This window comes from Martinezella calliandrae (genome assembly GCF_030272695.1).
Classification (GTDB): Bacteria; Pseudomonadota; Alphaproteobacteria; order Rhizobiales; family Rhizobiaceae; genus Rhizobium; species Rhizobium calliandrae.
The window spans coordinates 180,326-194,505 of sequence record NZ_JARFYN010000010.1; the positions used below are offsets into that span (position 1 = coordinate 180,326).

At 59.2% G+C, this 14,180-nt stretch carries 13 protein-coding genes; 8 read left to right on the plus strand and 5 right to left on the minus strand.

Features of this window, described 5'->3' with window-relative positions:
* The first annotated feature begins 173 nt into the window (after positions 1-173).
* From PY650_RS10405 to PY650_RS10440, 8 genes are all read left to right on the plus strand, one after another.
* Positions 174-1,238 (plus strand): acyltransferase family protein, encoded by a 1,065-nt coding sequence (locus PY650_RS10405; protein WP_285879107.1) that lies wholly within the window; start codon positions 174-176, stop codon positions 1,236-1,238.
* A 9-nt stretch (positions 1,239-1,247) separates the two neighbouring features.
* Positions 1,248-2,051: an endo-1,3-1,4-beta-glycanase ExoK gene (exoK, locus tag PY650_RS10410; RefSeq protein WP_285879108.1), complete on the plus strand. Its 804-nt coding sequence runs from the start codon at positions 1,248-1,250 to the stop codon at positions 2,049-2,051.
* 102 nt (positions 2,052-2,153) lie between these two features.
* Positions 2,154-3,362, plus strand: a complete 1,209-nt coding sequence (locus PY650_RS10415) for a glycosyltransferase family protein (RefSeq protein ID WP_285879109.1) — start codon at positions 2,154-2,156, stop codon at positions 3,360-3,362.
* A 14-nt stretch (positions 3,363-3,376) separates the two neighbouring features.
* Positions 3,377-4,384, plus strand: a complete 1,008-nt coding sequence (locus PY650_RS10420; RefSeq protein WP_285879111.1) for a glycosyltransferase family 2 protein — start codon at positions 3,377-3,379, stop codon at positions 4,382-4,384.
* Positions 4,381-5,295, plus strand: coding sequence for a glycosyltransferase family 2 protein (locus tag PY650_RS10425; protein WP_432761513.1), 915 nt, complete (start codon positions 4,381-4,383; stop codon positions 5,293-5,295). The genes PY650_RS10420 and PY650_RS10425 overlap by 4 nt, the downstream gene beginning before the upstream one ends.
* Positions 5,292-6,341 (plus strand): glycosyltransferase family 2 protein, encoded by a 1,050-nt coding sequence (locus PY650_RS10430; protein ID WP_285879112.1) that lies wholly within the window; start codon positions 5,292-5,294, stop codon positions 6,339-6,341. Before PY650_RS10425 ends, PY650_RS10430 begins: the two co-directional genes overlap by 4 nt.
* Before the next feature lie 4 nt (positions 6,342-6,345).
* On the plus strand, positions 6,346-7,251 hold the full coding sequence (locus PY650_RS10435; RefSeq protein WP_285879113.1) for a UTP--glucose-1-phosphate uridylyltransferase: 906 nt from the start codon (positions 6,346-6,348) through the stop codon (positions 7,249-7,251).
* A gap of 84 nt (positions 7,252-7,335) precedes the next feature.
* Positions 7,336-9,681, plus strand: coding sequence for a polysaccharide biosynthesis tyrosine autokinase (locus tag PY650_RS10440; RefSeq protein ID WP_285879115.1), 2,346 nt, complete (start codon positions 7,336-7,338; stop codon positions 9,679-9,681).
* A gap of 29 nt (positions 9,682-9,710) precedes the next feature.
* On the opposite strand, the gene PY650_RS10445 is transcribed toward PY650_RS10440, so the two are convergent.
* The 5 genes from PY650_RS10445 to PY650_RS10465 all read right to left on the minus strand — a co-directional run bounded on the left by PY650_RS10445 (position 9,711) and on the right by PY650_RS10465 (position 14,029).
* Positions 9,711-10,598 carry a DMT family transporter gene (locus PY650_RS10445; RefSeq protein WP_285879117.1) on the minus strand — a complete coding sequence of 296 codons (888 nt, stop codon included), beginning with the start codon at positions 10,596-10,598 and terminating at the stop codon, positions 9,711-9,713.
* A 129-nt stretch (positions 10,599-10,727) separates the two neighbouring features.
* Positions 10,728-11,288 (minus strand): NADPH-dependent FMN reductase, encoded by a 561-nt coding sequence (locus tag PY650_RS10450; protein ID WP_285879118.1) that lies wholly within the window; start codon positions 11,286-11,288, stop codon positions 10,728-10,730.
* A gap of 72 nt (positions 11,289-11,360) precedes the next feature.
* Positions 11,361-12,587, minus strand: coding sequence for an NAD(P)/FAD-dependent oxidoreductase (locus tag PY650_RS10455; RefSeq protein ID WP_285879120.1), 1,227 nt, complete (start codon positions 12,585-12,587; stop codon positions 11,361-11,363).
* 11 nt (positions 12,588-12,598) lie between these two features.
* Positions 12,599-12,913 (minus strand): MocE family 2Fe-2S type ferredoxin, encoded by a 315-nt coding sequence (locus PY650_RS10460; RefSeq protein ID WP_285879121.1) that lies wholly within the window; start codon positions 12,911-12,913, stop codon positions 12,599-12,601.
* A 30-nt stretch (positions 12,914-12,943) separates the two neighbouring features.
* Entirely contained in the window at positions 12,944-14,029 is a 1,086-nt protein-coding gene (locus tag PY650_RS10465) for a fatty acid desaturase family protein (RefSeq protein WP_285879123.1), read from the minus strand.
* Positions 14,030-14,180 lie beyond the last annotated feature (151 nt).

Consider the following 14,180-nt stretch of genomic DNA (forward strand, 5'->3'; position numbering starts at 1 on the left):
ACCCCCCCGCTTTTTGCTGCAGTGCCATATTTCCTTTCGCCAGATCGCCCTAGGTTAGGTGTCGCGGGCTCTAGTCTGCTCTGGTTGAAACGGCCGCAAAGGGGGGAGCGGTCCGAAATAGGGTGACAGATATCGTGAACGTGACTGCCAACGTGTCTTCGCGGATCAATCTTATGCGCATCGTGCTTATCTCCGGCATCGTGTTTGTACATATTCCATTCGATGCGGATTCCAGCCCGTTCCAAGGCGTCTATGGCGTCTTCGATTGGTTTCGGGTCTTCCTGCGCGATAGCTTGTTTCGCGTCGGCGTGCCCTGCCTCAGCGCCATTTCCGGCTATCTCCTTTTCCGACGCGGCGCGGCTTCGCTAGATTACGGTAAGACTGTTCGTCGCAAGGCCAAGACAGTTCTCCTGCCGTTTCTGTTGTGGAACAGCGTCTTCTTTCTGTTCGTGCTGATCCTGCAGAACCGCGGCATCGGCGACGGCTATATTGCCGATCTGACGGACGCCAGCCCTCGCACGCTCGCCACACTTCTGTTTGCCATTGAAGGCACGCCGATCAATTTGCCCCTCTATTTCCTGCGCGACCTCTTCATTTGCATTCTGCTTTCGCCGCTGCTGGCGATGCTGATCAGTCGTTATCCGTTGCCGACGCTGGCATCGTTGCTACTCCTTGCAGCACTGCCGGTATCGCTTGGCATTGTGCTCAGAAACTCCATCCTCTTCAGCTTCAGCTTCGGTATCTATCTCAGCCTTAACCGCATCGATCTGACAATCATCGACAGATACGCGGCCCCAATCGGCGCAGCCTTTCTCGCACTCGCGATTTTGTGGGCGACAGTGGCCTATGTGACTGCGCCCGAAACGCCAGTATGGCTCATGTTCAGCCGAGATCTGATGGTGCTTGCCGGTATACCAGGCTTCTGGGCACTTTCGGCAATCCTGATCAAGAGCCGTTTTGCCCAGCGATTGGCTGGAACCGGCGGTTTGAGTTTCTGGATCTTCTGCGCCCATTATCCGATCCTATTCTGCCTCTTTGTTTTGTGGAACCGTAGCGGCGCAGACCTCTATCCTGTCTTCTACCTGCTGGCCGCCGGCACTACCCTGACGGTGCTGCCGCTAACCAATGGTTTGGCGCGCTATGCCGCTCCCTCTTTCTACAATTTGCTGACCGGCAGCCGCATGCAGCGGCCCGCCAATGTTCTTTCTGCCGACGGTCGGCAAATGACTTCCGAGTAAAGGTGATACATGACGAATCCAATCTTCCGCGCGAGAAGACTTAGCCTTGTTTCATTTGCCATCTTGGGCCTCGGCCTCATTCCCTGCGCGGCTTCCGCGCAGGAGGATCAGCCGAGCGGCAAATCTTTCGTCGACAATTTCGACAGGATCGACAGCGGTCGCTGGTATGTTTCTGATGGCTGGAACAATGGCCCGCACCAGAATTGCACCTGGTCTAAGAAGCAGGTCAGCGTTGATGGTGGCATGCTGAAGCTTCAATTCACCCAGGCCAAGACCGGCCAACGCGACTACGCCTGCGGCGAGATCCAGACGACCAAGACCTATGGCTACGGCACCTACGAGGCTCGATATCGCACCGCGACGGGTTCGGGCCTCAATTCAGCGTTCTTCACCTATATCGGTGAGACCGACAAAAAGCCGCACGACGAAATCGATTTCGAGGTGCTCGGCAAGAACCCCGGACAGGTTCAGGTCAATCAATATATCGGCGCCAAGGGTGGCAATGAGAAACTTGTCCCGGTCGCCGGCGGCGCTGATCAAGGCTTCAACGACTATGCCTTCGTCTGGGAGAAGGATCGGCTTCGCTACTACGTGAATGGCAAGCTGGTTCAGGAGGTTAGCGACCCTTCGAAAATACCGACACACGCTCAGAAGATCTTCTTCAGCCTGTGGGGCACGGACACGCTGAGTGGCTGGATGGGCAAGTTCGCCTATGGCGGCGGGCCGGCAACGATGCAGATCGACCGAGTTGCCTTCACCGCGGCTGGCGACAAGTGCCAATTCCCTGAATCGATCGCCTGCAAGCTGAACTGAGATTTTCCGGCTGCCGAGTTCGCGGCCGGCACAAGAACCTGTGATGCAACACGAATGTAACGAGGCGCCTGGCCGCCGCCGGGCACGAGAGCGGAAGTCTTGATGCTGCACGTACTCTATTTCGTCCATGATCTCGCCGATCCTGCCGTACGCAGGCGGGTGCTGATGCTGCAGGCGGGCGGCGCACGGGTGACGCTGGCTGGGTTTCGCCGCGGTGACAACGCGCTGGCCGCCATCCATGGTGTCGAACCGATCGAGCTCGGCCGGACGCGTGACGCGCAGTTCGCCCAGCGCATCTCTGCTGTCGCCAAGTCCGCTCTGCAACTGCGCGCCTTGCTGCGCGCAGTCGACAAACCGGACGTGATCATCGGCCGCAATCTTGAAATGCTGGCTGTGGCCAACCGCGCCAAATCCATCTTCGGCGGCGATATACCCGTTGTCTATGAATGCCTGGACATCCACCGGCTTCTACTGCGCCAGGATGTCTTTGGCGGCGCTCTGCGCGGCCTCGAGCGTCATTTCGGCGCGGACGCGGCGCTGCTGATCACCAGTTCGCCGGCCTTTGTCGAGCATTATTTCCGCTCGCGCTCCGGTCTCAATCTGCCGATCGTCCTCCTTGAAAACAAGGTTCTGGCCCTCGAAGGCGCTGACGCTGGCATCGCGGTCGGTCCTCGATTGCCGGCCAGTGGCGAAGCCTGGAAGATTGGCTGGTTCGGCGCGCTTCGTTGCCGCAAATCTCTGGAAATGCTCGCCGATTTCTCCCGCCGGATGCAGGGTCGCTTTGAAATCGTTTTGCGTGGCCGCCCGGCCTATTCGGAATTCAACGATTTCGATGGTTTTGTGCGTGACGCACCTTTCATGCGCTTCGGCGGGCCTTACAAAAATCCCGAGGACCTCGCGGCGATTTATGGCGAGGTACAATTTGCCTGGGCGATCGACTTCTTCGAAGAGGGGCTGAACTCCAGTTGGCTGTTGCCGAACCGCCTTTATGAAGGCGGCTTGCATGGCGCGGTCGCAATCGCCGTCGATGGCACCGAGACCGCGCGGTTCCTGACAAGCCGTAAAATCGGGCTGACGCTCAAGGAAGCGGACGCTGCGCATCTCGTCGATCTTCTGGGCGATATGAGCGGGGAACGCTATCTCGCCACTTTCAATGCCCTGGCTGCGCAGGACCGCAGGCAATGGATGACCGATCGCGCCGATTGTCAGGCCTTGGTGCAACGGCTTGCTTCACTTACCCGCGCGAGCGGACAAACTGCCGAATTACATGCCCTCCCACAACTGCATCGCAATAGAGGTGGATTGCAATGAACGCTGGAATACCGATGGATAAACGTTGCTTAATCGTTATCCCCTGCCTCAACGAAGAAAAGCATATCGCGCCGCTGATTGCCAAGCTCGGCCCTGCGCTGGACGAACTGGATGCCAGGATCGTGGTTGCCGATGGCGGAAGCACCGATAAAACCCGTGACATCGTCAGGGATATCGCCGTGGCCGATCCGCGCGTTCTCCTGCTCGACAATCCGAAGCGGCTGCAAAGTGCTGCAATCAATCTCGCTATCGAAACCTTCGGCGAAGACTACGACTTTTTCATTCGCATCGACGCCCATGGCGACTATCCCGAAGACTACTGCCAGACATTGGTGCGGGAGGCGGGCGCAACCGGGGCGGATTCCGTCGTGGTCGCCATGCGCACCATGGGCTTCAGCGCCTTCCAGAAGGCAACGGCGGTGGCGCAGAATTCAAAGCTTGGCAATGGCGGTTCGAAACACCGCGAAGGCGCCAAGGGGCACTGGGCCGACCACGGCCATCATGCCCTGATGCGCATTGCCGCTTTCCGTGCGGTCGGCGGCTATGACGAGAGCTTCAGCCATAATGAGGATGCCGAGCTCGACTATCGGCTGCGCAAGGCAGGATATCGTATCTGGCTTACCGACAAGACGGCGATGACTTACTATCCGCGCGCCAGCATTCCAACGCTTTTCCGGCAGTATCTCGGCTATGGTCGCGGTCGCGCCCGCAATATCCTCAAACATCGCAGCATGCCGAGCGTTCGCCAGATGCTGCCACTGGCCGTAGTGCCGATCTTCGTCGGCGCATTTCTGGCGATCCTCAATTGGATCGCGGTCATTCCCGTCGGCCTCTGGGCTTTCGCCTGTGTCGCCTATGGCTTCTGGATCGCCCTGGGTGAGCGCAACCCCTACGGACCGCTCGCTGCCATCTCGGCAATGGTCATGCATTTTGCTTGGTCGATGGGCTTCTGGATGGAGGTGCTTGGCTTCCGTGGACGCAGGATAGCGCCATCACACAGAACCGGGAGCGCCGCCCCGTGAAGATCGATATCGCCGTCTGCACCTATCGCCGTGCCGAACTCGACCAGACCTTGTTGTCGCTGGCGGTCTTGTCCGTTCCTTCCGGCACTCTCGTTCGCATTATCGTTGCGGACAACGACGTAACCCCGAGCGCGCGCGACCGCGTCGACGCCATGCGTTCGGCGGTGCCCTTCGAGATAACCTATGTGCATTGCCCCGCCTCGAACATATCGATTGCCCGCAATGCCTGCCTCGACCACGCGACCGGCGATTTCGTGGCCTTTATCGATGACGATGAGACCGCGTCGGAAGATTGGCTGGCAGAACTCTTGGTGACGGCGGATACTACCGGGGCCGCTGCCGTTCTCGGCCCGGTGCGCGCGGTCTACCCGAACATGGCGCCTGCATGGATGCGTCGTGGCGATTTCCATTCGACATTGCCGGTCTGGGTCTCCGGCGATATCCGCACGGGCTATACCTGCAATGCTCTGCTGCGGCGCAGCGCGCCGTCCCTTACCGGCCGCCGCTTCAACATCGCGCTGGGGCGCAGCGGTGGCGAGGATACGGAATTCTTCGCCCATATGCACAAGGCAGGCGGACGGATCGCCTACGCCGAGGATGCCTTGGTTTACGAACCGGTGCCGAGCGGGCGGGCGTCAGTCGCCTGGCTTACAAAGCGGCGTTTCCGCATGGGGCAAACGCATGGACGCATGTTGCTGGAGAGCTCGGCCGGTCTTGGCCGATGGAAAGCGATTGCGCTTGCGGGCGCCAAATCCGCCTACTGCTTTGCCGCCGCCACGCTTCTTGCCGCTTTCCCCGTGCCGCGCCACCGCTACGGCCTGCGCGGCATCATGCACGCGGGTGTGGTCAGTGGCCTGTTCGGTGTCCGCGAAATTGAACAATACGGAAATTTGGAGGAAGCACCGCGATGACGGATTTCATTCCTGATGTCAGTTTCGTCATCGCAGCCTACAATGCCGCGGATACGCTGGAGCGCGCCATTGACAGCGCGCTCGCCCAGGGTGCCGTCAGCATGGAGGTGATCGTCGTCGACGATTGTTCCAGCGACAGCACTCCGACGATCGCCGGCAACCATCCCGACCCGCGGGTCCGGCTGGTCGCAATGCCCCGCAACGGCGGTCCCGCCGCGGCGCGCAATGCCGGCCTCGATGCCGCGCGCGGCCGATGGGTTGCCGTGCTCGATTCCGACGATGCCCTGCGCCCCGACCGGATGGCGCGGTTGATCGCGCGAGCCGAAAAAGTCGAAGCCCAGATCGTGGTCGACAATCTCGACATCATCCGGGGAGAGAACGAGGCCGTGGGCACGATGTTTCCTGAAGCCGTGCTCACGCGCCTACCGGTGCTGACCTTGGCGAAATTCATCGCATCGAACATGATTTTCCAATCCGAGCACAATTTCGGATACATGAAGCCGATCTTTGATCGGGCCTTTCTGGAAAAGCATCACCTGCGCTTCGATGAAACCCTCCGGATCGGTGAGGATTACATCTTCCTCGCTTCCGCGCTAGCCAGAGGCGGCGTCTGCGCGGTCGAGCCGACGGCCGGCTATCTGTATTACATTCGCGAGGGCTCGATCTCGCGGGTGCTGAAGCAGGATCACGTCGAAGCGATGATTGCCGCCGACCGCAAGTTTTTCGCTGAACATCCTTTCGGTGCTGCCGCCCTTGCCGCCCAGCGGCGACGGACACGGAACCTGAAAGAAACACTGTCCTTCCTGATGCTTGTCGACAGCATCAAGGACGGCGCCCTGCTGAACGCGCTGAAGATTGCCTGCTGCAATCCACGCGCGGTTCGTCACTTGCGCATGCCGATCGCAGCGCGTCTTCGTCGTCTTGCCGCCCTTCCTCGGGGTGGCGGTGAGGCAACTGTCCTTCGGGGCGGTGAAGTGGCTGCGACGTCTCAAATCTCCTCCTCCCTCCCCAGTCTGGGCGCAGGCCCTCACTCTAATAAAGGATAGAGCCATGGACCCTAAGCATCCTGTGAGAAAAGCAATCATTCCGGTTGCCGGCAACGGAACACGTTTCCTACCCGCCACAAAGGCTATGCCGAAAGAAATGCTGACGATCGTCGATCGTCCAGTAGTGCAATACGCCGTCGATGAAGCCATCGAAGCCGGCATCGAGCACATCGTCTTCGTAACCAGCCGCAACAAGTCGGCTATCGAAGATCATTTCGACGACACACCTGAGCTGATCTCCTCGCTGCACAGGGCAGGCAAGACAAAGCAGGTCTCCGAACTAGAGCGTCTTCTACCCCGGGCCGGCTCGATCAGCTTCACCCGCCAGCAGGCGCCACTTGGCCTTGGTCATGCCGTCTGGTGTGCCCGCGACCTGATCGGCAATGAGCCGTTCGCGCTGCTTTTGCCCGACATGGTCTGCCATGGCCTGCGCGGCTGCATGGCCGGGTTGATGGACCTCTATGATGAAGTCGGCGGTAACATCGTCGCCGTCGAGGAATGTGCGCCGGAAGAGACCTCGAAATACGGCATCATCGGCCGGGGAGCACCGGTTCGGCACGGCTTCGGTGTGACCAAAATGGTTGAGAAACCGCATCCGTCGGAAGCGCCTTCTAACTTTTACCTTAATGGGCGTTATATTCTCCAGCCTGAGATCTTCGACATCCTCGCTCACCAGGAGCGAGGCGCTGGAAACGAAATCCAACTGACCGACGGTATGCTGCGCCTGTCTCAAACTCAGGCGTTCCATGCCCAGGCCTACAGCGGAAAGACTTTCGATTGCGGATCAAAGCAGGGCTTCATCGAGGCGAATGTCGCCTTTGCGCTTGCACGCACAGATATCGGCGGTCTCGTCTATGACTCGATCCGAAACCTGGTTCTCTCGCACGAAGCGCAGATGACCGCAGCATAAGCCGCTTCAAACTTTCGCCTGCGGCCTCTATGGCCGCAGGCCAGAGCCGTTATTCATTTAGGCTTCTCCGACAAGGTGGTCGCCATGCATCAGAAGAATTTCACCTTCCACAGCGCTCTTCCAAAGGCGGACGAACAGGATGGTTTCATCGACCTCGACCGGCTGATGGCGGTCGTGACCCGTCGCATTCGCACCATCCTCGCCGGCGTCGCCCTTTTCGTCGCGCTGGCGGTCGCCTACCTTTTGACCGCGCCATCAAGCTATACGTCTGCGACACAGATATTGCTTGACGAAACCATGACCAAATATGCGGAGGACCGGCCCCCGGCAGCCAGCAGCCAGCAGGCTGATATGGAGATTGCCAGTGCTGTCGAAATCCTGAAATCCAACGAGATGGCGCTGCGCGTCGTCGATACGGCTGGCCTCCTCAACAACGAGGCAATCCTCAATCCGCCGCAGTCGCCGGGAGCGTTGATCAAATCCGGCGTGAAGCTGATTGCCAGCGCCTTCAAACCGGCAAGGCCGCCGCTAACTCCCGAAGAGGCACGCGAGGCGCAACGTCAGCAAATCGCCGCGACATTGCAAGACGCTCTGAAGGTTGAGCGCGTAACCCGCAGTTCCGTTGTCTCCGTATCTTTCGATTCGAGCGATCCGCAATTGGCCGCCAAGGTTACCGCCGCCTATGCCGACGCCTACCTGACCGATCAGCTGAACGCCAATTTCGATGCGACCGAACGGGCATCCGTCTGGCTGCAGGAACGGTTGAACGACCTGCGCCAGCGTTCGCAACAGGCTTCACTTGAAGTCGAAAAATACAAGGCGGACAATGGCTTGACTCAGACCGGCGGCGAGCTGATGTCGGAACAGCAGATTTCCGATCTCAACAAACAGCTGATCATCGCCCAGGCCGATACCGCCAGCGCCTCGGCGCGCTACAATCAATATAAATCGATTATTGACCAGGGACCGGACAACGCGGTGAAAAACGCTACGATCTCGTCCAGCCAGACCGACAACTCCGTACTGCAGGATTTGAAGACCCGCTATCTTCAAGTGCAGAAGCGCGAGCAGGACGTGACGCAGAATTTTGGCGCCGATCATCCGCAGGCCGTGGCATTGAAGGCGGAGCGCGAGGATATCACCCGGCAAATTTATCAGGAGCTCCAGCAATTGACTGCGAGCTACAAGAATGAGTTTGACGTGGCGCAGTCGCGTGCGGTGTCGTTGCGTGAGAGCATCGAAGGTGTAGTCGGCAAGAATTCCGAGGCAAATAAATCCCTGGTGCACTTGAACGAACTCAATCAGAAGGCGACGGCGCTCAAGACGCTCTATGAATCTTATCTCAGCCGCTATGAGGAGGCGTCGCAGCAGCGGTCCTTCCCGATCGCCAAGGCACGTGTTATCTCCGCTGCCGGCGTACCGACCGCGCCGTCGGCCCCGAAAAAGACGCTTGTGCTCGCACTGTCGGTCGTTCTGGGCTTCATGGCCGGCGGTGCGTTTGCCGCGCTCCAGGAATTCCGCGATCGCTATTTCCGGGTCGAAGGCGACGTGCGCTCTGCGCTCGGGCTTAAATTCCTGGGCTATCTGCCGCTGCTCGGTCAGCAGGCGCTCGACAGGAAGAAGAAGGGCCGCAAACGCAAAACCGCGACCGCGCCGTCGATGGCCGAGGATGCCGAAAACGGCGTAGCTTTCGAACGCATCATGCGTGTGTCGGTCGAGGCGCCGCGTTCGATATTCGCCGAGACCCTGCGAAATGCCAAGCTTGCCAGCGACGTCATGTTGCAAGGGCGAGCGGACCGGGTGATCGGCGTCGTCTCGGCGCTGCCCGGAGAAGGCAAGTCGACGACGGCAGCCAATTTTGCCGCCTTGCTCGCAAGCAGCGGCAAACGCACGCTGCTAATCGATGCCGACTTGCGCAATCCCGGTTTGAGCCGAATGCTCAAGTCGCCTCCGCAGACCGGCCTCATCGAGGCTGTTCTCGGCGAGGTCCCCTGGGCGAGCGCCGTCAGGGTCGATCCGCGCACCAAACTTGCCATTCTGCCAGTGGTGCTGCGCGATCACCTGTTGCATACCAGCGAGCTGCTGTCTTCGCAGGGTATGATGAATCTGATGGAGAATGCGCGGAAGATGTTCGACTATGTCGTCGTCGACCTTGCACCGCTGGCTCCTGTCATCGACGCCAAGGCATTCGCGCCGCAAGTGGATGCTTTCCTGTTCGTTGCTGAATGGGGTGCGACGCCGACCAACCTCGTCAGGGATATTCTGGAACAGGAACCGCAAATAAATTCGCGCATCCTGGGCGTCATCCTCAACAAGACCGATATGTCCGAACTGTCGCGCTATAGCGACTTCGGTGGCACGGAGCGCTATCGGCAGAAATATACCAGCTACTACACCGAGGAACGGCCAAAGGCAGAGATCGACGCCTAAAGATCGCTGCGGCCTCCTAGGGCCGCCACCTACGCTTTCGACGCCTTGGCACCAGCGCGTGCCAAGGCGTTTTCGCGCCAAATCGTGAAGATGCCCGCCGCCACGACGATGATGGCACCGACGACCGTATTGAAATTGAGGGTTTCACCGAAAATCGACAGACCGATGATCGCCGAAAAGACGAGTTGCAGATAGGTGAGTGGCTGGATCACCACCGCGTCGAGTAGGTTGTAGGCGCGAATGAGGAAATAGTGGCTCGACATGCCGGTGAGGCAGAGTACGCCCATGAAAACCCAGTCATGGGGCGCAAGCGGTGTCCAAAAGAATGGCCCGATGCAGGTCATCGCGGCAGCACCGACGATGCCGGTGTAGAAAAAGCTGGTCATCGCGGTGTCATCGCGGCTGACATAGCGGGTAAGGACGACATAAAACGAAAACAGCAAGGCACCCGAAAGAGGCACGAGGAAACGGATGTCGAAAAAGCCGCTTTCGGGCTTTAAGATGAGCAGCACGCCAACGAAGCCAATACAGATCGCTAGCCAACGCCGCCAACCGACTTTTTCGCCAAGGATCGGCACGGACAACAATGCCACCATCAATGGTCCAGACGAAAAAATCGCCTGCGAGCGAGCAAGGCCGACAATGACGAAGGACGAGATGGCAACCACGATCTGTAAGGAAAGCAGAAGTCCGCGGGCAATCTGCAAGCGCGGTCGCTTGGTATGGACGGCAACACGCAATCCTCCTGGCGATCTTGAAGCCATTGCCACGGCAAAGAGCATGAAGGCCCAATAGCGGATCATTGCCACGAAGAGCGGCGGATAGGCGCTGACCAAGTGTTTGGAAATGCCGTCCTGTATGGCGAAAATGCTGATCGCCAACAACGTGAAAACATAACCGGCTGTATTGGATTTCATTTCAATTCGAAGGAAGATCGTATGCAGGCCCGACAAGCGCCGGCCGACCCGGCGCTGCCAATCACAATAGGCTATTCGGTCCTTCGATCATAGGCTTCGGCATTCGGCTCCCTACACGAATTGTGTCGATCAGCTCGTTTGCGTGCTTTCGACAAAGGCTGCGAAACCCTGGACGAAAGCAGCGAGGTTCTGCTTGATTTTCTCGTCGACGATTTGACCTTCCCCGTCAAATACGCTGCCGGCGCGCGAAACCATCAGCCGGCCGCCGAACCAGGGATTGGCGCCAAGGGTGCGCAACACGGATAGCCAGGCATTCTGGCTGAGGATCGTGCCGAAATTGCCGGGCGATGCACCGAGAACGGCGACGGGCTTTGCTCGGAAGATGCGGGGAATATCGCTGGACGGCCGGGTCATCCAATCGATGGCGTTCTTGAAGACGCCGGGAAGCGAATTGTTGTATTCCGGCGTGAACAGCATCAGTCCATCGGCAGCCGCAGCAAGCTCCTTGAGCTCGGTGACCTTCTCCGGGATACCCTCGCCCGCCTCGATATCGGCGTCATAAAGCGGGACGCCGTGGACGGTCGCGGCAATAAGTTCGACACCCGGGGGCGCAAGTTCGACGGCTGCGTGCAGCAGCGCCGTGTTGAAGGAGCCTTTGCGCAGGCTGCCTGATATCCCGACTAGTTTCAACGCGTCCTCCTTAGCTATTGTTATAAGGAGAGATTTACGGTTCGGGGCCATTCGTCAAGGCCTGGCGAACGTTCATGCAGCAAGAAGTGATTTAAGTTTGACGTGGCTCGCCGTAAGCGCCGCTGGATCCGGGCATATGCGGGCGGCAATCAGCATTTCGGCGAGGCGGATATCACGGGCCACCGCGTTGCCGCGACCGATACCGCTGGCAGCAAGCAGCCGCCCAGTTTCATCGACATGAAAAAGGATGAATGCTTCGTCGCCGAGATCACGCCTGAACATCGTCGCTGCACCATCAGCGAGACCGGCGATCTGCAGCGTCAGATCATATTGATCAGACCAGAACCACGGCACGGCCGAGATACTGTTCTGTGCGCCCAACAAATTGGCTGCAGCCAGCGTCCCCTGTTCCTGCGCATTGCGCCAGGATTCCAGGCGAACCCGCCGCCCGCCATAAAGCGCCAGGGGGAAGGAGCAGCAATCGCCAGCGGCGTAGATATCGGCTGCAGAGGTTTCCAACCGCTCGTTGACGGCGATGCCGTTGTCGATCGCAAGCCCCGCTTTTTCCGCCAGCGCAACATTTGGCAGCGCGCCGATGCCGATCAGGACAAGATCGGCGGAAATTTCCTCACCGCTCGCCAGGCGAACAATCGCATTCTCTGCCCCGTCCTCGAGAGCCATAATGGTCTCGCCGCAGCGGATATCGACCCCTTCTTCGCGGTGGCGTTGCATTATCACCTCGGCAACCGCTTCCGGAACGCCTCGTTTCAACACGCGCGGCAGACCCTCGATGACAGTTGCGTCCGCACCAAGCTTGCGTGCCGTGGCGGCGAGTTCGAGACCGATAAAACCGCCGCCGATGATGGCGATGTGGCGGCCCGGGGAAAGTGCCGCCCGCAGGGCGAGAGCATCGGCGTGACTGCGCAGCATGCGAATACGCCCACCGGTTCTCGCAACACCGGGAAAGCTTCGCGCGGATGCACCGGTTGCCAGCAGCAATTTGTCGTAGCCGAGCTTTTCACCATTTGTGAGTGTGACCAGCTTGCCAATTGGGTCGATGTCCGCTGCGGCGAGACCCAACCGAAGATCAATGCCCTGCTCCGCGTACCGCTCCAATGCGGCTACGAACTTCGGCTCATGGGCGTGGACGAGACCTTCCTTCGAGAGCGGCGGGCGCTCATAAGGGGCAACCGGTTCGGCGCCGATCAAGGTGATGTCGCCTTCAAAGCCCTTCTCCCTCAGCGCAAAGGCAGCGCGAGCGCCACACTCTCCTGCCCCGACAATAATGAAATGCGGCATGCTCTCGCTCCTTACACCGCGATAAAGACGGTGCCGTTTTCGACCCTGACCGGATAGGTCTTAAGACTGACGCAGACGGGCGCCCCTTTGGCTTCGCCGGTTCTGTAGTCGAAGCGGCCATTGTGCTTGGGACATTCGATGATGTTGTCCATGACGAGCCCGTCGGCGAGATGGACCTGCTCGTGCGTGCAGAGGCCATCGGTGGCAAAATAGTCGTCCTCTGGACTGCGATAAATGGCGAAGGTTCGTCCGCCATGGTCAAAGCGCATGACATCCTCTTCGTCTATCTCATCCGCCGCGCAGACCTCGATCCAGTTACCGCTCATTCCTGCCTCCCTGTTTGCAGTTTTCGATTGTTATTGTGCTGCTTCAGCCAGCGTGTTGTGGAATTCCTCCCGATAGGGTCTGGCCGTCGGCGGCAGCTCACGCTTCAGGAAATAATCTTCATTGCGCAGCTGCCGCAGGAAGGCCGGGATCATTTCGCTGTAACCCGACCACATGGAGGGGTTGGGCTTCGGCAGGTCATGTTTGATCATCGCATGCAGTTTTGGCAGTGCATGATAGGGGACCATCGGGAACATGTGGTGCTCCACATGATAGTTCATGTTCCAATAGATGAAGCGACTCACCGGGTTCATAAGCACCGTGCGGCTGTTCAGCCGGTGGTCGACGACATTGTCGGCCAGCCCGCCGTGCTGCAACAGGCCGGTCAGCACATGATGCCAGGCGCCGTAGAGCCGCGGTAGACCGATCAGCACCAGTGGCAGAAACGAGCCCATGTAAAGCGCGGCGGCGATCGTTGCTATATAGATCGCGCTCCAGATGCGGGCGGTGCGGATGACTTTCGGCTGCTCCTGCTCGGGAATGAAGGTCTTTTCGGCGGCACTGACGATGCCGAACGCATTGCGGAGCATGTCCAGCATGCCGTAGGTGACATCAAAAATGCCGAAGAAATTCAGGATTAGCCGCAGAAGATCCGGTGGCCGCATGACGGCGATTTCCGGGTCACGGCCGACGATGATGGTATCGGTGTGATGGCGTGTATGGCTCCAGCGCCAGGTCACCGGATTGCGCATCATCATAAAGCTGGCGATCTGATAAACCACGTCGTTCATCCAGCGGGTCTTGAATGCCGTGCCGTGCCCGCACTCATGCCAGCGGCTGTCCGAGGCCGAGCCATAGAGCACGCCGTAAGCCAGGAAGAAGGGGACGCAGAGCCAGGAGCCCCAGAAATATACGCCGAAGCCGGCGAAGATCGCCATGCTGCCGAGCCAGATGATCGTGTCGCGGATGGCGGCTTCATCCGAGCGCTGCATCAGCGCCTTCATCTCCTTGCGCGGAATATCGGTGTGGTACCACTCCGCCGCCGCCAACCCGGTCTCGACCGCCGTCTTGCCGCTCGGGCCAAGCAGGCTGTAATCGCGCTTCACTATCTCGGTCATGCGAGCCTCCCGCGGAGCGCAAAACCGCGCACCGCATCTCATGTTTTGGATGATAGGGCCAGTTTTCGCTTGCCTCAATGCGCGAATGATGGAATCTATCAAAACATATCAGCGGTCTCTGTCATGTGTGATGGAATACCTCAGGAGGTGG